This is a genomic window from uncultured Wocania sp. (genome assembly GCF_964021735.1).
Lineage (GTDB): Bacteria > Bacteroidota > Bacteroidia > Flavobacteriales > Flavobacteriaceae > Wocania_A.
This window is the reverse complement of the sequence record NZ_CAXIBN010000036.1, coordinates 1-21,907: the sequence shown is the minus strand read 5'-3', so window position 1 is coordinate 21,907 and position 21,907 is coordinate 1. Positions and strand designations below refer to the sequence as shown.

At 30.1% G+C, this 21,907-nt stretch carries 15 protein-coding genes and 1 pseudogene; 3 read left to right on the top strand and 13 right to left on the bottom strand.

All coding sequences use genetic code 11. The annotated features are described in order from the left end of the window. Both AADI82_RS05040 and AADI82_RS05035 read left to right on the top strand, forming a co-directional pair. Nucleotides 1-1,453, top strand: a 1,453-nt coding sequence (locus tag AADI82_RS05040) for an MBOAT family O-acyltransferase (RefSeq protein WP_341215364.1), incomplete at its 5' end; no start/stop codon positions are given. A 5-nt stretch (nt 1,454-1,458) separates the two neighbouring features. Further along, nucleotides 1,459-2,421 carry a hypothetical protein gene (locus AADI82_RS05035; protein WP_341215363.1) on the top strand — a complete coding sequence of 321 codons (963 nt, stop codon included), beginning with the start codon at nt 1,459-1,461 and terminating at the stop codon, nt 2,419-2,421. Here AADI82_RS05035 and AADI82_RS05030 read toward each other — a convergent pair. From AADI82_RS05030 to AADI82_RS04970, 13 genes are all read right to left on the bottom strand, one after another. After that, nucleotides 2,413-6,120 (bottom strand): GNAT family N-acetyltransferase, encoded by a 3,708-nt coding sequence (locus tag AADI82_RS05030; protein WP_341215362.1) that lies wholly within the window; start codon nt 6,118-6,120, stop codon nt 2,413-2,415. The two genes, AADI82_RS05035 and AADI82_RS05030, sit on opposite strands and share 9 nt — an antisense overlap. Nucleotides 6,121-6,122: 2 nt before the next feature. Beyond that, nucleotides 6,123-6,770, bottom strand: a complete 648-nt coding sequence (locus tag AADI82_RS05025; RefSeq protein WP_341215361.1) for an acetyltransferase — start codon at nt 6,768-6,770, stop codon at nt 6,123-6,125. Between the two features lie 35 nt (nt 6,771-6,805). After that, nucleotides 6,806-7,426, bottom strand: a complete 621-nt coding sequence (locus tag AADI82_RS05020) for a sugar transferase (protein WP_341215360.1) — start codon at nt 7,424-7,426, stop codon at nt 6,806-6,808. 15 nt (nt 7,427-7,441) lie between these two features. Continuing rightward, nucleotides 7,442-7,684 (bottom strand): acyl carrier protein, encoded by a 243-nt coding sequence (locus AADI82_RS05015; RefSeq protein WP_341215359.1) that lies wholly within the window; start codon nt 7,682-7,684, stop codon nt 7,442-7,444. A gap of 2 nt (nt 7,685-7,686) precedes the next feature. After that, nucleotides 7,687-9,183, bottom strand: coding sequence for an AMP-binding protein (locus tag AADI82_RS05010; RefSeq protein ID WP_341215358.1), 1,497 nt, complete (start codon nt 9,181-9,183; stop codon nt 7,687-7,689). Between the two features lie 14 nt (nt 9,184-9,197). After that, nucleotides 9,198-10,295 carry a hypothetical protein gene (locus tag AADI82_RS05005; protein WP_341215357.1) on the bottom strand — a complete coding sequence of 366 codons (1,098 nt, stop codon included), beginning with the start codon at nt 10,293-10,295 and terminating at the stop codon, nt 9,198-9,200. Between the two features lie 259 nt (nt 10,296-10,554). Further along, entirely contained in the window at nt 10,555-11,712 is a 1,158-nt protein-coding gene (locus tag AADI82_RS05000; protein ID WP_341215356.1) for a glycosyltransferase family 4 protein, read from the bottom strand. A 194-nt stretch (nt 11,713-11,906) separates the two neighbouring features. Next, on the bottom strand, nt 11,907-12,890 hold the full coding sequence (locus tag AADI82_RS04995; RefSeq protein WP_341215355.1) for a UbiA family prenyltransferase: 984 nt from the start codon (nt 12,888-12,890) through the stop codon (nt 11,907-11,909). Beyond that, complete coding sequence (locus tag AADI82_RS04990) at nt 12,890-13,864, bottom strand: glycosyltransferase family 2 protein (RefSeq protein WP_341215354.1); 975 nt, start codon at nt 13,862-13,864, stop codon at nt 12,890-12,892. The genes AADI82_RS04995 and AADI82_RS04990 overlap by 1 nt, the downstream gene beginning before the upstream one ends. Before the next feature lie 12 nt (nt 13,865-13,876). Further along, entirely contained in the window at nt 13,877-15,040 is a 1,164-nt protein-coding gene (locus tag AADI82_RS04985) for a glycosyltransferase family 4 protein (protein WP_341215353.1), read from the bottom strand. Then, on the bottom strand, nt 15,024-16,853 hold the full coding sequence (locus AADI82_RS04980) for an ABC transporter ATP-binding protein (RefSeq protein WP_341215352.1): 1,830 nt from the start codon (nt 16,851-16,853) through the stop codon (nt 15,024-15,026). The genes AADI82_RS04985 and AADI82_RS04980 overlap by 17 nt, the downstream gene beginning before the upstream one ends. 29 nt (nt 16,854-16,882) lie before the next feature. Beyond that, complete coding sequence (locus AADI82_RS04975) at nt 16,883-19,108, bottom strand: cytochrome P450 (protein WP_341215351.1); 2,226 nt, start codon at nt 19,106-19,108, stop codon at nt 16,883-16,885. Between the two features lie 248 nt (nt 19,109-19,356). Beyond that, nucleotides 19,357-20,439, bottom strand: coding sequence for a hypothetical protein (locus AADI82_RS04970; protein WP_341215350.1), 1,083 nt, complete (start codon nt 20,437-20,439; stop codon nt 19,357-19,359). Between the two features lie 495 nt (nt 20,440-20,934). Between AADI82_RS04970 and AADI82_RS04965 the strand changes: the two are divergent. Then, nucleotides 20,935-21,907 (top strand): annotated as a pseudogene (locus tag AADI82_RS04965) (hypothetical protein); the annotation flags it as partial.

Here is a 21,907-nt window from a genome sequence, read left to right as displayed (position 1 = left end):
CATGTTATTTAATTCCTTAGAGTTTTTTATATTTTTATTAGTAGTTTATTTGCTATACTGGTTAATTTTAAAAAAAAGTCTAAAGGCACAGAATTTACTACTACTTTTTGCGAGTTACTTATTTTACGGCTGGTGGGATTGGAGATTTCTTTCACTTATACTACTTAGTACTATTGCAGATTATCTTGTTGGATTAAAAATAGCTGCAAATGAGAAGAAAACTTTAAGAAAATTGTGGTTGTGGGTAAGTGTTTTTTTTAATGTTGGCCTTTTAGGATTCTTTAAATATTTTAATTTTTTTGTTGATTCTTGGGTAGATATGCTCTCAATGTTTGGATATAACATGGGAAGCACATGGACATTGCAGGTTATTCTACCTGTTGGTATATCGTTTTATACCTTCCAAACAATGTCTTATTCGTTCGATATATATTATAAAAAACTTAAACCTACTAGAGATTTTTTATCCTTTGCCACATTTGTTAGCTTTTTTCCGCAATTAGTAGCTGGACCAATAGAGAGAGCTTCAAATTTATTATCGCAAATAATTAATAAAAGAACATTCAATTATAACCAATCTGTTACTGGGTTAAAATTAATTTTGTGGGGGCTTTTTAAAAAGGTTGTAATCGCAGATTCCTTAGGGCCTATTGTAGATGATATTTTTGCTAATTATGCGAATTATTCAGCATCTACATTGATATTAGGAGCTGTACTTTTTAGTTTTCAAATATATGGTGATTTTAGTGGTTATTCTGATATGGCTATAGGAATTGCCAAACTATTTGGAGTAGAATTGTCTTCAAATTTCAAATTCCCATATTTTTCAAGAAACATTGCTGAATTTTGGAGACGCTGGCATATATCGTTATCAACTTGGTTTAGGCACTATGTTTATATCCCATTAGGAGGCTCGTTTGGTGGTAAATTAAAATCTATAAGAAATATTGGTATTGTTTTTCTAATTAGCGGATTTTGGCATGGAGCAAATTGGACGTTTGTATTTTGGGGTGCATTTCATGCTTTGGCATTTATTCCAGTTTTTTTAATAGGAAAAAATACAGCTTATAAAAATACAATTATCGGCGAAAATTCTATATTTCCATCAATAATGGATACTCTACGTGTGATTATGGTGTTTTCAATTGTAACATTTTCTTGGATTTTCTTCAGATCTGAATCTATCACAGATGCTTTTAATTATATAAGTTATATAATTAATGATTTTTCATTTACCAATTATCTTCACCCGAAAGGGTATAGAATGTTGGATTATTATATTCTATTAATACTATTTGTTTTTTATGAGTACATAATTAGAAAAGATGAACGATTACCTTTTAAATTCAAATCTAAAATTGTCAGATTTATTTTATACACGCTAGTAATTGTATTGATGCTATTGTTTTATGATGATAATATTGATAAATCGTTTATTTATTTTCAATTTTAAGTATAATGAAAAAACTGTTTTTAAAAACCATATTGTATACCATTCTAATACTATTAGCTTTGGAAGGGGTAATACGTGCTTTTCATTTAACGAAAGACTATCCTGTACGTTATATTGATGAATTTAATGTTGAGAAATGGAAACCAAATCAGGAAGGGTTTTCGGTAACAGGTATTAGACGTCAAAATTTTTCAGAGTATAGAATAAATTCCTCAGGCTATAATTCTTATCGGGAATTTTTACCATCAAAAGATAAAACAGAAATGGCTTTGGTGGGAGATTCTTTTATAGAAGGTTTTCATCAACATTATTATAATTCAATAGGTAAAAAAATTGAAAATAGTTTTGACGAAGCTATAGAAGTATATGAATATGGTTATGCAGGATACGATTTAGCTGATCAATTGCATTTAATGAATAAGTATAAAAAAGATTTTGATTTAATTGATTATGTTATTATTGGTCTAGACTTTAAAAGTGATCTTACTAGAAGCGAGTATAAAATAATTCAAGATAGAATGCATTTAGAAACTCCTTTGTATAAAAGTATTCGCAAAATTAAATTAATAGTTTATGCGCAGAACAGTGGTGTTTTTGATCCTGTATTAAATCTTATTTATAAGATATCATCTCTTTTTAAAGAAAAACAATCAAATAAATTTATTGAAGAGAAAACTAAAGAGGACATAGAAAAAACTCATTTAACTTACATGGAGAATTTTAAATCTTTAGTAAAAAAATATGGTTATGATAAAAAAAGGTTTGTATTGCTTTTAGACTCTAATATTACACCTCAAATATTCTTAAAGTATTTAAATGAGAATAATTATGAGTATATAGATTTTTATAGCACGCTAAATACATCTACAGCACCTACCACTTTAATATATGATAAGCATTGGAATAATCATAGTAGAGATTTAATAGCAAGTGCTATAGCAAACTATTACAGAGAACGATTAGATTGATTTATCTCGATATAAAGGAAAAAAATTCGAGTTAAGATCTGCAGCTTTTTCATCTACTAACTTGTTGTAAATAGCTTGGTCTACAATATGTCTCCAAATTTTAAATGGTTTAAAATTTTTTGAAAAAGACGATTTAAACCTAAATAGTTCATCATCATTATTACCTAATCCACCACCTAAATTAAAACACTTATAATTGTCTTTGCTTCCTTGAATACGCATTTCATCAATAAGTAACCTTAGTGGAGACAAATTTAAAAAGCTATTTTTTGTTCCTGATAAATGATATTGAATAATACTATTTGTTTTTATCATCATTGCTCCAGAAATAATAGAATTGGTTTCTTTGTCAATAGCATAAAGCATATCCGTTTTAAAGTCTTCACTATTAAGAAACTTATAAAAATAATCCTTAGAGAAGTAATACTTTTTGGCGGCATTAACTCTATTCATATTTTCATAGTATAAATTTATAAATTCTTCTAGGTCTTCTTTTTTATCACTTATTTTTAAATCTAAAATTTTACGTCCTTTATTTAAGTATCTTTTTGTGGTTTTAGAAAAAACAGTTCTTTGCTCTTCAATAGGTTTTGTTAAATCAATATTTACTACATTTCCAAGTACAGCAGTTTCTCCTATTTTATTCAATATTATATCCTGATGGTTTATAAAGGGATTTAATCTAGAAAAAACAGAAATAATTTTTTCTTGAGTAAAAAAAGAATTTATTGCTTTTCTAAAATTTGAATTATCGAATTTAGAATCTATATTTTTATGCAAAGGGCCTGAGTATCCATAAACTGAAGTCGCATCATAAAAATCAGTGCCTTCTATTTCTCTTATTATTAATGGAAAACAAATTAGTGAGTCGCCTTCGGTATATCTTAATAAAACTGCTTTGTAATTATCCTCTTTTGCTAAATGATGATAATCGTATGTGTGATAAAAATCAAAATTTTCGACTTGATCTAAAGCTTTTTTCCAGTCAATTTTAGATGTTATTACGTCAAATGAAATAGAATCAAGGGATTCATTTCCATCATTTAGCCTATAAATAGGAAAGAAAGAATCTGCATTTTGTATTAAATTGGAAACATTAGTATACTCTACATCTAATCCATTAATTATCTTATTATAAATCTTTTGATTTATAATTTTTCTTCCTGTACAAAAAGGGATATCCTCATTTTTTGGGAAAAGATATTTTTTACTTTTATACAAGCCATCTCCATCTTTTAAGCCTCCACCTAAAACATAAGACTCAAGGTTTTCTTTTATAGCCCATTTTATAATCTCTACTCTCAAATAATCATTAGGTCTGTAGTGAAAATAATTTGAGTCTGTGCCTCCAAGAAATGCAAATATGGTGTTATTGTTTTTTATTATTAATTCAGCAGAAATAGGAATATCATCTATATAAGCAAAAGCAATAGAAAATTCATTTAAGTTATTTAAAATTAAATTTTCAAAGTAATTTAATGAGAAAAAGTAAATGCCTTTAGCATTACGTCTAACCATTGTTTTTGTATATATATCAAAGAAAAGTTTTATAATATCTTTACTTATTTCATTGCCTTTAAAAATATTACATGTTAAGTTAAATGAAACAGCCTTACGATAATTGTTTCTTACTTTAGATGAAAAAGACGTCCATTGGTCCTCAAAATTAGTACAAAGTAAACCTTTAACATTTAAAAGTGATTTAATTAAATGTCCTGAGTATCCTTTATGGTTTTTGGTTAAACTAAATCGGATAAATTCTGTAACTACATTATTTTTTTTATACCAATTATCAACTGCTTTCCAAAATGCATGTAAATGTTCTTCGTCAATGTTGTCATTGTATAAAGGTCCGCTGTACCCGTAAGGCGTTATTACATCATAGTATTTGGTGTTTTCATTATTTAAAGTTAATTCTCTAAAAATTAGTGGCATTAATATTTTACTAGAGTCATTAATTTTAAACAGAAAATATTTAAGCGAATCAGTTTCATTTTGAAAGTATTTTAAATGACTGTATGCGTAATAAATATTGTTATTCCAATTGGTTTTTAAAAGATTATTATAGGTTTCAATATCAGAATCATTATCTAAATTGGTAACTTCCAATTTGTAATTTTTTAGCTCCTCTTTTTTATCTTTATTTAAATCATCGAATAGTACTTTTGCTAATATTTTAGAAATCCATATAATCCTTCCACAATGCTCAACGTGCCATACCGCTTTATTTTCTATTACATTGCCAGCTAACATTGGCCCGATAACATGTAAATTTTTTGTAGATTCTAAATTATCATTTACATAAAACCCTATTTTTGATTTATTGGGGATACAATATTTTTTTTTGATTAAATTTTTAAATAATGGGGGAATATTATTTTCTGTTAAGTTTCTGCTGCCAACACAGTTAACTACTATATGAAAAGGCTTATTATGTATTGTTTTTGTTTTAGTTAAAGTATCTAAATATTCTAAATTATAGTGGTCGTTTGTATTGTGTTGCATATTATTAAAACGACCAGCTAAATGTTCAAATCTATTTTGGTTTTCTAAATTGGTTATCACATTTAAATAATGCAATCCTGCACAACGCTGTCTTTTTCCTATATCATTCCCATAATCACAAGCAAAAATTTCTAGCTCTTTTTTATTTAAATTCTCAAGTAATTTACCAAAATGTTTTGAGACAATATCTACTGTTGATGCTGCACCTAAATTTATTTCATCTGCAAGATCAAGATCTTTAAATGTGGCTTCAGCAATTAATTTGGCTGTTAATTTTTTTTCTTTTTTTAATTCATTAAGGTGATATGGTGTGTATTGCTTTTGTTTTTCTACATCAATTAAACCATCTGGTATTAGACCTTGTGATGAAAGGAATGTGAAATTTGTATTAGAATACTTTTTGTTTGAAAAATCATTTATCTTATATGTTAATTCCAGAGCACTTGCATTGGCTCCAACAATAAGTATATTAGTTTGTTTCTCTGCTCTGTTAGCTATAAACGTATTAATTTTATTTAATGTTACACCTAAATTTGGTTTATAAGGGTTGTTTATAAAGATTAAGTTTTCATCTTCAATTATATCTTTATTTTGCCACAAATGCTTAACTGGTAATGAGCCTACAGATAAGATTGCTTTTTTAGAGGTAATTTTTAAACCATCTCCTAATGTAATTTCATATACGCTGTCGTCTTGATTAATATCAACAACTTCGCCAGTAATATGGGTGACATTGATTAATCTTTTTTCTGTAAGTTCTTTAATCTTGTTATTAACTTTTAAATTTATATAGCAGCCAAAAAAACGTCTAGGAATAAAAAGGTCTTCCCATTGATTGTTTTTTATATCATCTTCATTGTCTAAAAGCCATTTTTTTGATAATTCGCCACCTTCGTTTTCAAATTCTTCTAGTAACCATGACTTATTTTTATTAAGCCACTTTATAAATTCACCCAGCTCAGGCTCAACTAAAAAATTCCTTAGCGATGTTATTAAAAGTGTAGAAAATCCAGATCTGGTACCATAAGGAATACCTAAATTAAATTCAGAATACTTTTCAATTATATTTATTGAAACAGCTTTATTTATAGTAAAATCTTTATTAATATGATCTAAAAAATTCAGCAAGCTAAAAGAAGTTGAAATTCCTGAACCAATAAAAGTTACGTCTGATATACTGTTATGCTCACTCACTTCTAATTTGATTTTCTAGTTTTAATTATTTTACCTGGATTACCAACTACAGTAGAGTAATCTGGCACATCTTTTAATACAACAGTACCAGCCCCAATAGTGCACCATTTGCCAATTTTTACCTTTGGAATTACTACAGCTCCAACACCTACATGACTACCTTCACCAACTTCCACATGTCCGCACAAGGCTGCTTTTGGAGATATATGTGCAAAATCTCCAATAATATTGTCATGATCAACACTAGCTCCTGTATTTATAATAACATGCTTTCCTATTGATGTATTGGGTTGAATTATAGCGCCTGCAAAAACTACTGTGCCATCACCAATACTAGATTTATTAGAAATAGTAGCAGATTTGTGAATGGCCTTCTCATACTTGCATTTAAGAAACTCAGCAATTTCTGCACGTTCTGCATTTATGCCAACAGCAATAATAACTGGTGCTCCTTCGTGAGGGAATTTATTTAGGTTTTCTCTTGCACCTATAGCTACATTCTTAGAGGCGTGATGAACATTTTCTGGTTTGTCGTCAAAAGTATCAGTTACCACATAACCATTTTCTTCTAAAACACTCTTGATAACTTGTGAGTGTCCACCTGCGCCATATATTCTTACTTGTTTTTGTTCCGTTTCGGTTTTGTTCATTTTAACTTAAAAATTTGTAATATGCTTGCTTAGCTTTAATTCATGCTGTTTTGTCTTTCTACATTTAGTAATGCTTCTACATTTGTAGTGTCTATAGCAACATCTTTTGATGCAATTACTTTATAAATAGTTTTTAGTAAGATATTGAAATCCATTTTAAAAGATAGATTCTCCACATAATCTGCATCAAATCTTAGCTTGGTGTCCCAATTTATGTTATTTCGCCCACTAACTTGTGCTAGCCCTGTTATACCGGGTTTAACAGTATGTCTTTTCTTTTCATTTTCTTTATAAAAGGGCAGATATTGTGGCAACAGCGGTCTTGGACCTATTAATGACATGTCACCCTTTAGTATGTTTAATAGCTGTGGTAACTCGTCAATAGATGTTTTTCTAACAAGCATACCAATTTTTGTTAAACGATATGAGTCGGGCAGGAGTTTGCCATTTTCATCAACTTTATCATTCATGGTTTTAAACTTAATGATACTAAAAAGCTTTTCATTTTTACCAGGTCTTACTTGGAAAAAAAAGGGTTTACCATTATTTGCAAAATAAAGAAGTATTGTAACTATTATAAAAATTGGTGAAAAAATTATAATAGCTATTAATGCAGATACATAGTCAATTAAAGGCTTAAAAAATAGTTTGTACATAGTAGCAAATTTATTTTAAGAAATATTTGATTTTATTGATTTCACTAAATCTCCAACATTATCCATTGTCATTAAATCAAATAATTTAAACTTGATATTAAATTCCTTTTCAATTTCTTCAATAATTATCATGTGCGTTAAAGATCCCCATCCATCGACATCATCAGTTGTAGTGGTTTCAGTTAATTTAAAATTATTATGTTCTAAAACTTTTACGAAAATTGGTGTTATTTTTTCAAATATTTCTTTGTTTTCCATAATTATTTATCAAAAAGGGTTCTTAGTTTTTTTCTATCAATTTTACCATTAGTATTATAAGGTAATTCTCTTATGAATTTCACATGATCTGGAATCATATAATCTGGCATTTTGGCTTTCATATATATAACCATATCCTTAGTATCGAATGGTTCAGATTCAATTGCTAATGCTAATTCTGCATTTCCTAAATCATTAAATATATCTATAGCCACCATATTAACTTTTTCAGCATAACTAGCTTTGGCATGAAACTCTACTTCAGATAATTCTATTCTAAAGCCTCTTATTTTTGCTTGAAAATCAATTCTGCCTAAATACATGTAATTATTTTGAGAATCTTTAAAACATAAGTCGCCAGTTTTATAAAATCTTAAAGTTTTACTGTTTACCGTTTTGGTAAAAAAGGACTCGTTATTTCTCTTTTTGTTTTTCCAATACCCAGGAGTTAATTGCCCGCTAGCTAGGGCTAGTTCTCCTGTATCTCCAGGTAAAACCTCTTGATTATTTTCATTTATTATAATATATTCAATATTATTTAATGGCTTGCCTATTGAAATAACACCATTATGAGTAGTGTTTTGACAACTATTAGTATTTAATTTATAATAACTACTATAAATGGTGTTTTCTGTGGGTCCGTAGTAGTTAAATGTTTTGCTATTTGGAATACATTTGCTCCAATCTTCTGTAATATCATTGTACAATGCACCGCCGCCAAAGCTACAGTAGCGCACTTCTGGAGCATGAATCTCATTAAAATACGGTCTTAAATAATGAATTATTGAAGGTACTAGAGATAATACTGTTAGTTTATGCTTTTGGATTAGTTTATAAATATAAAAATACTTGATTGAATTTCGTGGTACCGTGTAAATACAACTTCCTTCTAACAAAGGAAAAATATAGGACACTACCGAAAAATCGAAAGTAAGCTCGAACATTTGTAAACATTTGTCGGAGGCATTAAGTTTAAACTCTCCATCAAAGTTTATAGCTTCAATAAATTCGTTTAAATTATTATAAGTAATTGGTACTCCTTTTGGGCTACCTGTAGATCCAGATGTAAATAAAATGTATGCTAAGTCGTTTTTTGCTACTGGCTTTGGTGTAAGATTTATAACTATGTTTTTTTCTGTTGAAGACGCTAAAAGTGTGAATCCTTCAAAATTAGCTTTCTCGGTTGAATCAAATATATAGTTTGTTTCTAAAGCTTTCAGTATTTCTGTATTTCTATCAATAGGGTGCTCAGGATTTATTGGTACATAAGCTTTACCTTCTAACCAAAAAGCAATAATTGCGGCATAAGTTTCTATATCGTCATTGGCAATTAATCCAATTAATCTAAAAGAACCATCAACTTTTTTATTAATAGAATTCCTTATTTTACTTACTTCTAAGGCAAAATCTTTATAGGTATAATAGGTGTCACCTATATAAAATGCATTATTTTCAGAATGCTCTTCAATAGATTTTTGTAAATTACTTATATACTTCATATTTACTAATTCCTTTAATAAAAATGACCATCTCTGTTTAGCATAGTTACACTATCATTATCAATTTTAGTGTCATTATGCGCGAGTCCTTTTTTTAATACTTTATGAATGAATAATGAAAAATACCTTTTTTTAATGTTATCAGACAATTTAGTATCATCAGTAAACATAAAATTTCTTTTAGATTTGATAAGGTTTTCCATTAATGCATCAACACACAAATCATAATTTTCTTCATCTTCAACTAAAAAATATTTCACATTGAATTCGTTATAGTTTATAACATAAGATAAGAAACCTATAATTTTATCACCTGAAATAATTTTTAAATTATGTATGTGTATATTGTTACTTATCCCAGTTTGTAGATTTTTATATGGTGTTTTTTTTGAGATAGGTAATTGTAAGTATTGATTATTGTCTAGTTGCCAGTTAACATAGTTAAATGTTTTTAAAATTAAATCATCTTTACAAAGCGGTTCAATAAAACTCCAAGTATCGTTATCTAATTGATTTATAAAATCATACTTTAACTGTTTCGTTCTGTTTACTAGTTTCTTTTTGTTTATAAATCGAATTGTTTTGCCTACAATAGAGTCTATACCATCAATAATAAACTTCACAGATTTTAAAAACCTGAATTTGCCAATAAGCATAGACGAGTCTAAACTAAAAAACAGGGTATGCCTAAGCCTTGATGCTATTACAGTAAAGGGTTGTTTGTCATAAAACTCTTGTACATTTTCCGTATAACCTTTAATTAGTACTTGCTTTTCTGCAAATTTAACTGCTTGGTTGTATATGTAGGTTCCTAGTATACTATCTTTATATTTATCAATAACCCACCAATCAATCATCCAATAGGCTTTTTTACCTTCTTTAGTTTTGTTGTTTATTAAGTCGGGAAACATGTATATAAAAGCCACCATTTTTTTACCTTCATAAGCTAATACGCCACAATAATCATTTTCACTAATTCTTTCATTAGAAATTAGCCAAATAGCTTTACTCCTAGGCATAGGTGCTAAATCAGTTTTCCAAAGTGTATTGTTTATAACAAAATCACGAAGCATTTTTTTGGTTAAGCCAACGATTTCTAACTCTTCACTCATTAGTCTAATAAATTAAAATGGGGTTTCATATATTAATTAGCAATCAAATATATAATACTATTAGTATAGATTTTCAATTTTACGTTGATTATTACCGTTTTATCGTCAAATGACTTTATAGGGTAGGTATAGATTTATTATAATTAATTGTGAATTACCGATTAACGTCTTATTGTAGGTATTTGTAGAGGTTTTTACGTAAATACTTTAGCTCAAGAATTTGAATCGTTTTTAAAGTTAACTGTTTTAAATGATAATGTTATCCCAAACTTTTGTATTCTTCAAGCATTGCTTCCCATACTTTTATACGTTCGAATTTTGTAACAATATTTGCTCTAGATGCAATTCCCATTTTTTTAGCTTCTTGTTGGTTGTTTAGTATATATTTCATGTTGCTATATATGGCCTCGGTATCTTTAACAGGGATAATTAAACCATGTTTATTGTGCTCAATAATTTCATTGCAGCCATTAATATTTGTAACAATACTAGGTAGTTCCATTGCACCAGCTTGCATTACTACGTTAGGAAAACCTTCTCTATAACTAGCAAAAACCAGAGCATCAGAAATAGCAAAAAATGGTCTAACATCATTTATCCAACCTGTAGAAATAATTTTTTTATTGTTTTTTATTGTTTCCATTGATTTTGGTAAAAGTGGATCTAATTCATTTTCGTAGCCTCCAACTAGTAATAATTTTATATTTTCCTGCTCATTGCTTAGATTATTAAAGGCATCCAATAATTCGTTTACTCCTTTATCAGAAACTAATCGACCTACATATACAAATACGAAATCTTCTTCAGCAATATTTAAGCTTTCTTTAAGCTTCATTTTCTTAGCTTCATCATTTATCGCATTAGGGTCGAAATGAGACGTATCTATACCATTGGAGCTTCCATTAGCTATAACTTTTAATTTGTTTGGTTTTGTAAAATTTTGCTCCAATATAATATCATTTAAACCAAATGAGTTAGGATAAATTTTTGTCGCACAAGCATAAGTTGCTTTCTCCACAGTGTTTAATAGAGTTCTTTTTAATCCAGTAGCTTCAAGAAGTGGTAAACCAGCGATTGTATGTAGTCTATGTGGAACACCTGCTAATCGAGCAGCTAACATGGACAAAGTTCCTGCTTTAGGCGTATGCGAATGCACAATAAATGGTTTTTCTTTTTTGAATAGCTTATATAATTTGTAAACCGCAACAATGTCTTTTAAGGGTGTTATTTTTCTTGTCATTTCAATAGCTACGGTAGGTATATTCTCATGTTTAGAAACTTTATCAAGTTGATTGTCCTTTCCTTTTGAGGATACGCCTAAAATATCATAATGACTTTTCATGTAACCTAATTGTCCATGTAGTAAACCGCTTAAAGACAGTGGTACTGTAGTGATTCTAATAATTTTTCTTTTCATAAAAGCGGTTGTTTTGTCTTTTAATAGTCACAATGGCAAATATATAAAAGTAATTAGTTTTCATATGGTTTTATCTTTGTTTTACTAGGTTAAGCGATTAACAGCTTATCAATTAAGTATGAATTTTTAACTTTTTTCATCCCATTAAATGGATTTTTTTGAAATTATCTATTTAATAAATATCTTCTTCCATATTATTTTTTTAACCCTATCATCCTTAAAAGGGTTTTTAAAAAGGATTTGGTAGTATAAGGGAAGCATAAAAGATGAAAAACGAATAAAGTTAAGCATATAGGATCTTTAATACTACAAGTAATTATTAATGATGCTGGTAGTAAAATCTGATAGTAATCCGACATAAATATTTGCCAGCTATTGGTATTGGTAATAATTAAGATTGTTTTAATTTTAAGTTTTAAGTAGCCAAAAAGAATTAAAAAATAAAATAACAAAGCAATAAAAGGCAATATCCCCAAGGTTAATAAAATTAACAGAAGCGCAATAATTTCAATGGAGGTAATGATTATCTCTGCAAGCTTCATGTTAGATACACTCATTTCTGTCGCAAATGTTTTATGGTTTATTGATAGGTCGTTTTCCCGATCCCAAAACTGGTGCCATAATATACCTCGTAACCCATAAAAAAAACTCCATACACCTATAATTGTTAACCAATAAGGGTCAATGGGTACATTCATGTTGTTCATCATAGAAGAAGCTACAAAAAGGCTTGGAAAAAGGTGTGCGCCGCTAGCATCTGCAATGACACCTAAAGCACCTCTATTTTTAAATCGAAAAGGGGGTATAGAATACAAACTAAAAGCGAGGTATGCCGCAAGATAAAATATTAGGGAAAGTGTATCATTTATAAAAAATATACTAAAAAATACTCCTAACAAAATGGAGGCAAGTAGAAATAATTTTCGCTTGATTGGTGTAAAACGTTGAAGCCCGTTTCTTTTTTTACTGGCGATATCATATTTTAAATCTGTAAAGTCATTTATTATACTTACGTATATAGCGCCTACCGAAACGGCCAAAATTAAAAAAAGCAACCATAAAAAATTATCCATCAAATTATCTTTATTCTGTAAAATGGTTGCATAACCAATACATAACATAGGAATAATTTTCGGAGCCCACCAATCATGTGCTCTAAGTAATGATAAGCTTTTCATTATTCTAGGATAACATCAGTTTTTTTTAAATTCTTGCTTTTTATTTTACCAAATGAAATCATTAAGATTATTTGAAGAGAAAATATAGGGTGTTCAATAAAAGCTTTAAAAATATAAAACAGTGCATTTTTTACACTTTTTTCTTTTGTCCAAACCTCTTTAGCTGTAAGCATTACATCTAAAACGTATTTTTTTTGTAATGTGTTAATCTCATCTGTATTTAAAAAATATTTAAACTCTTTAAGCATTGCTGACATATCCTTTACGTATAAAAGTTTAAGAACTTCTAATCTATCTCGTCCATCAAATACATTATCGCTAACTACATGTTTTTTCCAAAGTTTTTCTGTAGTAAAAGCTACTTTTGCTTCTTTAGTTAAAACAATATCTAATAATAAATACCAATCATCAGCAATATTCATTTTTTCATTCCAACCACTTTTAATTACTGAAGAGTTAATAAGTAAAGAGGAAGACGGTGATGGGCAGCCCGTTAAATATACTTTCCTTAGATCTTTATAACTTAGATGTACCCATGAGTTTTTTTTCTTTGGGAAATGCGAGGATAAGTATATATATTCTGAAAGAAAGTCACTATAATTTCCATTATTATTCTGTTGTCTCCAATTAGCAAAAGCAAAGTCTAAACCATGCTCTTCGAGAGCTTCTACCATTTTTGTTAAAAAAGTGGCTTCCCATAAATCGTCAGAATCCAATGAGGCTATATATTTACCTTTGGCATGTTTGAGTCCTATGTTTCGTGCCGAAGCTTGCCCACCATTCTGTTTTACTAGGTATTTAACCATAGGAAAACTATCTATTAATGCTTTGGTATTATCGGTAGAGCCATCATCGACAACAATAATCTCAATATTTTTATAGGTTTGGTCCAAAATACTTTTTATAGCGTTACCTACAATGTTAACACGGTTGTATGTAGGAATTATTACGGATACTAATGGGGGGTTATTCATAAATAAATACAATTAAATAAGTGCTATTACTTTTTTTGCAAAATCAAGTTCAGGGTTTTTTGATATTAGCTCTTTTATATGCTTAGAGGCTTTAAGCCCCATGGCATGCCATTGCCTGCGGGTATTCCATGCTCTTTCTAGAGCTTCATCAAAACCATTTTCTGTTGCATCTCCTATAAAACCAGTCACTCCATCTTCAACAAGTTCCATGGTACCTCCTGCTCGTGTTGCAATAACAGTTCTTCCAGCAGCCATAGCCTCAATAACAACTAGGGGCATACCTTCACTTCTTGAAGGTATCACTAAGGCATGATGACTTAACCAGATTTCTTTTATCTTATCTTGATGTCCTAAAAACTGTAAATTTTTGCATTTAAGCAAACTTGCCATGGCTTTAATACCTTTGCAATCCGGACCTGAGCCAACAATCGATAAATACAGTTTTCTTTTTCTCCATTTTTCTTTTGATAAAACTCTTATCAGAATGTCGTGTCCTTTATCAATAACAAATAAACGACCAATCATTACGATTTTAAAACCTTCCTTTGTTGATGGATATATTAATGGTTCAGGCTTAATTTTCATAGGATTACGGACTATTTCAGCATTGGTGAAACGAAATCCAAATTGTTCTTCGGTTAAATTTTGGTTGTGTTTTGAAACAAAATAGCATTTTTTTGCATGCTTGTAAGCATTAGCCATATAGCTACGCTCATCTTTTGGAGGCCAGAAAAATTCAACGGCTTTATGAGATACAATTATATATGGAATGTTATGCTTTAAACATAGTTGTGCGTAATGCAATCCATCAAAATTTATGGCTTGCGAAATAATTACCAACACTGGTTTTTTAGCTTTAAGGAATTTTTTAAACGTATAAAGATATATGTTGAAATAGGGTTTTACAAACTGGTAATAGGCATTTATGCAGCGGTTTATAAGCTTGGGATAATTATTACCCAATGCCATAAACGTAATGTTATTGTTTTTTAGTTTTAAAATTCTCTTGTGGTTATGGTTTATGCTTTCTTTTAACACAGTAACAGAAAAGCCCTCTTTTAGTAGATAGGGGCTACTCATTGCCCACAACTCTTCACTGCCACCCCAATCATCAGCACAGGTTGATAGGATGGCAATATGGTTGTTGTTTACTATGTTGCTATTGCTCTGTTCCATTTTTGCTCATTTGGGTTACGACCAAAGGTTTTCGTTTAAATAATTTTGCATAATCCCCAGTTTCAGAAATCAGTTTTTCATGTGTTCCTTTCTGGGTTATTTCACCTTCGGACATTACATAAATATAATCGGCATGTTTTACGGCAGAAACCCTGTGGCTAATAACCAATATTCCTCTATTGCCTATATGTTCTCGTAAGCCGTCAAAAATCTCTTGTTCAGATTTGGCATCAAGCGCACTAGTGGCTTCATCAAAAATTATAAACTGGGATTTGCTATACAAGGCACGAGCAATTGCCAGTTTTTGCCATTGCCCAATACTAACTTCCCTGCCATTTTCAAAGATACGACCCATGGTAGTATTGTAACCATCAGGAAACTCTTTAATAAAATCATGTGCTCCCGATTTTATTGCAGAATCTTTTACAAAATTGTGATCGGCTTCATCATGTATGTTACCAAAGTGTATGTTTTCAGTAACGCTCATGTTATATTTAACAAAGTCTTGAAAAACAACACTAATTTGCTTTCTAAAATCATCTGCTTTAAAGTTTTTAATATCCTCTCCGCCTAGTTTTATGGTCCCCGAAGTCGGATCGTAAAGCCTACACAATAGCTTTATCAAAGTGGTTTTTCCAGATCCGTTAAGCCCCACCAATGCCACAACTTTACCAGCGGGTATTTTTAAGTTGATGTTTTTTAATGCTATTTTTTCGGCATGGGGATACTTAAAATTTACATTATTTAATGTAAGGTTAGGGTGATTTAAAGGAACAGGTAGCGGGTTTTTTGGGTCTTCCATTTCATTTTTCAAATCAAAAAGATCAAAAAGATAACTAAGGAATATATTGTTTTGATACAAAGACGAAATACCGCCAGCCAGCGCTTGCATAATGCCGAAAAGCTGAGGAAAAACTACCAGGAATACGGCTATATCACCAATTGATGATTCTCCGTTTAAGGCGCTAATACAAATGTATGCAATGCAACTGTACATACCTGCGGCAGCCAACACGTTAGTTATTGTTTCGTTAATGTTGCTCTGTTTGTTGATGCGAAACTTTTCTTCTAAAAGGTTTAATCTAATATCGATGTACATGGATCTAAAGAAATTACCTAGATTAAAAGCTTTTATTTCTTTTGCGGCTACTTCGCCAGTTATTAGAGAGCTTAGGTAGCGCGATTTTCTTTCTAATGGTGTTTTAAACTTTTGCCATTCATATAACTTATCGGCAAATTTTAATCGTACAAAAAGCGTTGGCAGGATAAATAGTGCTAACAAAGGCATTAAAACCCAGCTAATAGATATAAGTACTGCCCCCATAACTATTAGCATGAGTAAATTTTTGGAAATATTAAAAAGGTCGGTCAATATAGCTGCAGGTCTTTCGGGACCAGCATTTTTAGCTCTATTTAGTGTGTTGAAGTAAGCTGGACTTTCATAAAAAGAAAGATCGAGAGCTACAGCGATGGAGTGTATTTTATCATCTACATATTCGCTTATTAAAGCCGCTTGTTTTTGGGTATAGTAGCCCGATAACGCACGAAGGATTAAAAATATCATGGTTGCTAATCCTGCTGCGGCAAGGTACAGCATTGCTAAATTAGTTTTTTCGCCTCTATCGGGTGCAGCAATTATGTCTATTAATAACTTAAATATGTATAAAGAGCCCAAAAACACTGCGCTTTCAAAAATCATAAGTAGCATAGGGAAAATAGCCCGCCCCTTGGTAATAGACCAAATAAGACCAATGGTTCTTTTTAGCTTGAGGTTATCCCTTAATTTTTTTAGATTTATTATGAAATTTTGCATATTAATTGACCTAGTAATTAATTATAACTTTAATTTGAACATTTTATCGTTAATTTTTCTAATGCTCTAAAATGAAAAGAAGGATAAAAGGTTATTGGTGTATCGCGTGCTAAACTTAATTCTTTTGATGAGTTTAGGTAGTTTTTTAAAGCAATTCTTGCTTCCATCCTTGCTAGTGCCATTCCTATGCATACATGTGGGCCGCTTCCAAAGGATAAATGACTGTTTAATGGACGTGATAAGTCTATTTCATTTGGGTTTGGAAATTTAGTTTCGTCGTGGTTTCCTGCTCTTAAATCTAATGCTAATAATGATTCTTGAGGGATTGTTTTATTCCCTATTGTAACTTGTTGCGTTGTCTTTCTTCTCAATATTATTTCTGGTGCTTCTATTCTCAGGCATTCATCAATATATTTATTTATTAATTGATCGGACTTTCTTAATTGGTCTGATAAATAAGGGGCTTTTAAAAGTCTTTTAAAAACATTGCTCAATAGTCCATTTGTTGTTGTCATTCCAGCACTCCATAGCAACCTGCCAAGACTGGACGCTGCATCAAGCGATAATTTGTTATCATCATAAAGCGTTTTAATAAAATGCATGGCACTTGAAAGTTCAAAATCATTTTTCTTCAATAGAAATTCAGTAAAGCATTCTTTTAGTTCAATTTTGCCAACTTCATATATTCTTTCGCCCACTATGCTTTCTAGTTTTTTAGACTGTTCAATGTTAAGCCCCAAAAAATAGGTAATTACATCCATAGATAATGGCTTAGAAAACGAAGTGACAAAATTAAAGGCTTCAGAATATGGGAAATTTTCAAATAGCTCGTTTGTTCTCTTTAAAATATAGCCTTCAATACGATTTAACGCTTTTTGCGAAAATAAGGGCTGTAAAAGTAATCGGATGTCTGTATGTTCAGGTGGATCTGCTCCTGCCAAATATTTATCAAAACCGCTGATAGGTTGGTTTGAAAATTTTTTAGGATCATTTAAAACGTATTTTATAGTATCATAGTCCAAAACTATCCACGAACTGTTTGTAGGTATATAATGAACGTTCCCCTTTCTTTTTAAATACTCCCAATATAATGTTGGCGTTTCTATATAAGATGGATTGTACAGATCGAAATTTTTTAGGAATTCATCAAAATCGCTACCTTTATTGTTTATTGCACTATGGTTTATTTGCCCTTCTTTCTTTATTTTAGAGTAGGTATGTTTAAATATTTTATGTGAATTCCCATCTTTTTTAAGTGTAGAGTATAGTTTGGGTTTATCCGAATTGTTGGTTAACGTTTGTTGCATTTTTGTTCCATCAAATAAATCTGGCCCTATTTGAATGATATTATACTTTTTGCCAGAATTAATAATTGAATTATAAGTGCTGTTTGCTAAAACTGGATATCGTTGGAAGTTGTACCAAAAGTTATTACCCAATATTGTGCCTTTTGGAACAATTTTACCTAAAGAAGTTGAGAAGTAATCTTGTTTTAAGGGCTTAGGATTTAGGTTATAAAAGCATTTGAGGATTTCTTCTTTATAAAAGCCCATCAACTTGGTATGATAAGGGAACATTTTTTGATTGGTGTTTTTAAATGCTACACCTATATTAGATAGCTTAGATTTAAGTAAATCAACCTTATCCTTATGTACACAGGCCAATGTTGTATTGTAATGAAGTTCATATATGGGATGAATTTCTTCATTTCGCTTTGATAGTTCTAGTACACTAGCGATATTCATATTAAAATAAATAGTAGTGTATTCTTTTTTCTCTCTTGAAGTAGTTAGGTTAACACTCTTTAAAATATTGAACACTTCAGTATGTGATATACCTCCTGCAGCATAGATACCAGTAATTTCACCTAAACTCAACCCTATAATAGCATTTGGAATAATACCACTTTCTTTTAAATAATCTAAAACCGCAATTTGAATAGCTGCAATTGTAAGATATACGTTGGATTCTGATTCGAAGAAGTTTTTAGGGCATTCCTTTCTGAAATTTGGAAGAATACTAGGCCAATCTAAATCAGTTATAATGGCATCAGACTTTAGAATTGACTCTCTAAAAACAGATTCTTTTTCAAATAACTCAATCCCCATATTTTTCCAATAATTAGATCGCCCTCCAAAGGCAAAAAGCAACTCTTTTTTTTGAGGACGTATTTTTGAAGCTATACTTAAGCACTTATAGATAATGGGTAGCGTTTGTGCTTTAAAAGGTATTAGTTTGATTATTAGCTGTTTCAAATCAAATTTGGTTAAGGTTTAGTAAATTTTTTGAGGGACTGTAATATACAATTTCTTTAACATATAGATGTTGTTATTATATTTATGTCTAAAATTTGTTAAAGAATTCACTAATATAACTTATCTCAATCCAGTCAATAAAAAATTTAGATTAATGGTGCTGTAATTTAGACAAAGAGTTTAAAGCTAAGTACATAAAATTTAGATTAATTGATGTTTGGGTTGTAATGATTTTAAAAAGAAATTGTTCATTCCGTTTTCTGTAAATCCCTAAAACGAGCTAAAGCCTCTAAGCAAAATCCCGTTGTTAGTTCTTCAGACCCAAAGCACGAAAGCTTTTTTGGGCCTCCATAATAAAACGCCCATCTATCCCAATGTCCATTTTTACGCTGGGTTTTTATAATGTACTCAATGCCATTTTTTATTTTTTCTCCTTTGTATCCAGTATTTATCAAAGCAGATATTGCCAGAGCGGTATCAAGCACAGATTTGCCAAAGCTACCATCTAGATTTTGTCTCTTTAAAATCCTGTGTATTATATCGTCTTTAATAGAATCTAATTCTATAATTCCAGCATAAATATTTCTCGAAATAAAATAATAAACAGTAAATATGTTACGATACCAAGTATCACAATCCTCTTCGCTTTCTGTTTTAATAATATCAATAAGATATGATATTACAGGTAGTGTCTCCTTCCTTTTTCCTAAGTAAAGTAAAATGTTAGCATTAACTACGGCATCCACATCGTATCTTGAACATTCAAATTTGTGCCAAAAAATCAAACTTTTAAAAAGGTGTTTAAGCTCTTTAGCAGCAAAGTACCAGTATAAAACGTTTTTGTTAAACCGCCACCTAAAAACTATCCAAGTATAAAATAATCCATCGCTTCTGCGGTTATTTACTGCTAATTGTTGGTTACGTTTTACTGGAATATCAAAATTCATTTGTTTTAAAAAATAAGACACACAAGATGTATCATCTAAATCTTGAGGGCATAGTTTTCTAAAACGGTGTAAAATTGTATAATGATTCCAAGTACCACCTCTATCCATTTGGTAATATAAAAAATGTGCCGACTTAAATAATATTTCTTGAACTTTTTGGTGATTGCGAATAGAAAGTAAAGAGTTACCAATAAGTGCAGCGGGAAACACACAGCTTTCAGGTAGATTCCAGGTTTGCATAGCATCATCATCAGACATATACATTAAAAACTCGCCATTGGGTAATTGGTGATTTTCAAGATAGTTTATTCCTCTATTAATGCTGTTATTTAATTTCTTTTCTGAAATGCTTTTACAAGCAATTTCTCCTTTTTCAGTACACATCAGGATATCCTTATCGTTTTTAACAAAACTTTTTTACATGAGCCTACAGTTGCCCATATTGATTTATAATTAAGATTAAAAGTAAATATAAAAGTTCAATAGATAAACTACGGCTAAACTTATTTCTCATTAATATTTTATAATCTTTTTTTTACTAAAACAGTTAACTCATCTTTTGGCTTGTATGTATTTGTTTACTAAGTGTTTAGTTGTTAACAAGTAGGCGCTACTTATTAACATTATAATGTTCTTTATCGATAAAATTATATTTTTGTCCGATTTTAATTTTGAGAGGGACATCCAAAATTTATTTTTCACACGTATATAAGGACTAATTATAAATTCTAAAAACCACTTAATCGTTTAAAATTGCATTTTATCGAATACATGTATTTTGTTTAATGTATTTTATCGAAAAAATTAATCACTTAAACGATTTTATTGAAAAAAAAATTATTATTGAAGAAGATTTTAATGCCCCAAAACAAAACAATTATGAAAACGATTATGAAAACCTTTTTATTCACCTTATTATTTATGTCATCTATGATGTCTTGTAACAAGGAAGAATTATTTGTAGAATCTATAGTAGAAGTTGTAGAAGAAGACACTCCAGATACTGATGATACCAATACACCTGAAGAACCAACAGCAGTAGATACCAGTTTACCTTGCGATTTTACATTAAATGATATACAAGCCAACTCAACAGTTGTTATAAATTGTGTTTTAGATTTAGAAGGACAAACAATTACCCTTCCTGAAAATGTAACTATTGTTTATGAAGGTGGAGATATAATTAACGGAACTATTAATTTCTCAGGAGGTTCTACTTTTGATGGTAACTTTTTAAATGCTACTTTAACTATAGGTGGTTCTACACCTCAGCTTAAAGATCCAGTATTTAATTTTGATCCTAGTAGATGGGGAATTGTTGAGGGAGAAACTACCTCTGCCATTGCACTAGAAAATAATAATATTTTAGAAGCAACAATGTTTATGGCTAAAGATCTGGGTATTACAACATTAAAGATTGATAAAATGGATGCCTATTTTGAGGTTAGTAAAGTAACAAGCACAACAAGCAACCAAAATTTCTATCCATCTAAAGAAGCTATTAATGTGCCTTCAGATTTTACGCTTGTAATGAGCGAAAATACACATATTAGAGTACAGCCCAATGATAATAATAATTATGTTTTATTGGGTATTAGAGAAGAATCTAATATTAGGATTGAAGGTGGGAATTTATATGGGGATAGAGCCAGGCATGATGATAGTAAACATAGTATAAATTCTAATTCGGGTCATGTTGTAATGATAGTTGGAGCGGATAATGTTGAAATGGATGGTGTAAAGATTGTAGATGGAACTGGTGATGGAATGCATATAAATGCTATAGCATTTACATTTGAGCCTCATTATGATCCATCTCATAACATAAGAATATTAAATTGTGTTTTTGATA

Coding starts and splice junctions, on each gene's coding strand:
- AADI82_RS04985 (WP_341215353.1), bottom strand. CDS start 15,040: ATGGAACAGAGCAATAGCAACATAGTAAACAACAACCATATTGCCATC.
- AADI82_RS04980 (WP_341215352.1), bottom strand. CDS start 16,853: ATGCAAAATTTCATAATAAATCTAAAAAAATTAAGGGATAACCTCAAG.
- AADI82_RS05015 (WP_341215359.1), bottom strand. CDS start 7,684: ATGGAAAACAAAGAAATATTTGAAAAAATAACACCAATTTTCGTAAAA.
- AADI82_RS05005 (WP_341215357.1), bottom strand. CDS start 10,295: ATGAGTGAAGAGTTAGAAATCGTTGGCTTAACCAAAAAAATGCTTCGT.
- AADI82_RS05025 (WP_341215361.1), bottom strand. CDS start 6,770: ATGAACAAAACCGAAACGGAACAAAAACAAGTAAGAATATATGGCGCA.
- AADI82_RS05010 (WP_341215358.1), bottom strand. CDS start 9,183: ATGAAGTATATAAGTAATTTACAAAAATCTATTGAAGAGCATTCTGAA.
- AADI82_RS04970 (WP_341215350.1), bottom strand. CDS start 20,439: ATGTGTACTGAAAAAGGAGAAATTGCTTGTAAAAGCATTTCAGAAAAG.
- AADI82_RS05000 (WP_341215356.1), bottom strand. CDS start 11,712: ATGAAAAGAAAAATTATTAGAATCACTACAGTACCACTGTCTTTAAGC.
- AADI82_RS05035 (WP_341215363.1), top strand. CDS start 1,459: ATGAAAAAACTGTTTTTAAAAACCATATTGTATACCATTCTAATACTA.
- AADI82_RS04995 (WP_341215355.1), bottom strand. CDS start 12,890: ATGAAAAGCTTATCATTACTTAGAGCACATGATTGGTGGGCTCCGAAA.
- AADI82_RS05020 (WP_341215360.1), bottom strand. CDS start 7,426: ATGTACAAACTATTTTTTAAGCCTTTAATTGACTATGTATCTGCATTA.
- AADI82_RS04990 (WP_341215354.1), bottom strand. CDS start 13,864: ATGAATAACCCCCCATTAGTATCCGTAATAATTCCTACATACAACCGT.